This is a genomic window from Pantoea sp. BL1 (assembly GCF_000963985.1).
GTDB classification, from domain to species: domain Bacteria; phylum Pseudomonadota; class Gammaproteobacteria; order Enterobacterales; family Enterobacteriaceae; genus Pantoea; species Pantoea rwandensis_B.
This window is the reverse complement of record NZ_JZRH01000099.1, coordinates 1-357: the sequence shown is the minus strand read 5'-3', so window position 1 is coordinate 357 and position 357 is coordinate 1. Positions and strand designations below refer to the sequence as shown.

Genomic DNA, 357 nt, shown 5'->3' with positions numbered 1-357 from the left:
TTGAGTCACTGTAATGGTGGAGCTAAGCGGGATCGAACCGCTGACCTCCTGCGTGCAAGGCAGGCGCTCTCCCAGCTGAGCTATAGCCCCATACAGTTACTGCAGAGACCACTACTACCACTCACCAGGAGTTACTTTTTCATTTACATGAAAACGTAAATTCGTGCTCAGGCAAGGCATGTAGGAGGGAAGTTTACTTTGGTAAACGACCGAGTACATAACGCCGCATGAGTGCGAATTTGGTAGGCCTGAGTGGACTTGAACCACCGACCTCACCCTTATCAGGGGTGCGCTCTAACCACCTGAGCTACAAGCCTGTAGAGGTTTTTTCTGCTCGTTACTTTTCTATCAGACAAT

The 357-nt window shown here is 49.6% G+C and carries 2 tRNA genes; both read right to left on the bottom strand.

Annotated features, from left to right (window positions below):
- Positions 1-14 precede the first annotated feature (14 nt).
- Positions 15-90, bottom strand: a tRNA-Ala gene (locus tag VH86_RS24535).
- Between the two features lie 150 nt (positions 91-240).
- Positions 241-317: transfer RNA gene (locus VH86_RS24530), tRNA-Ile, on the bottom strand.
- Between the last annotated feature and the right edge of the window lie 40 nt (positions 318-357).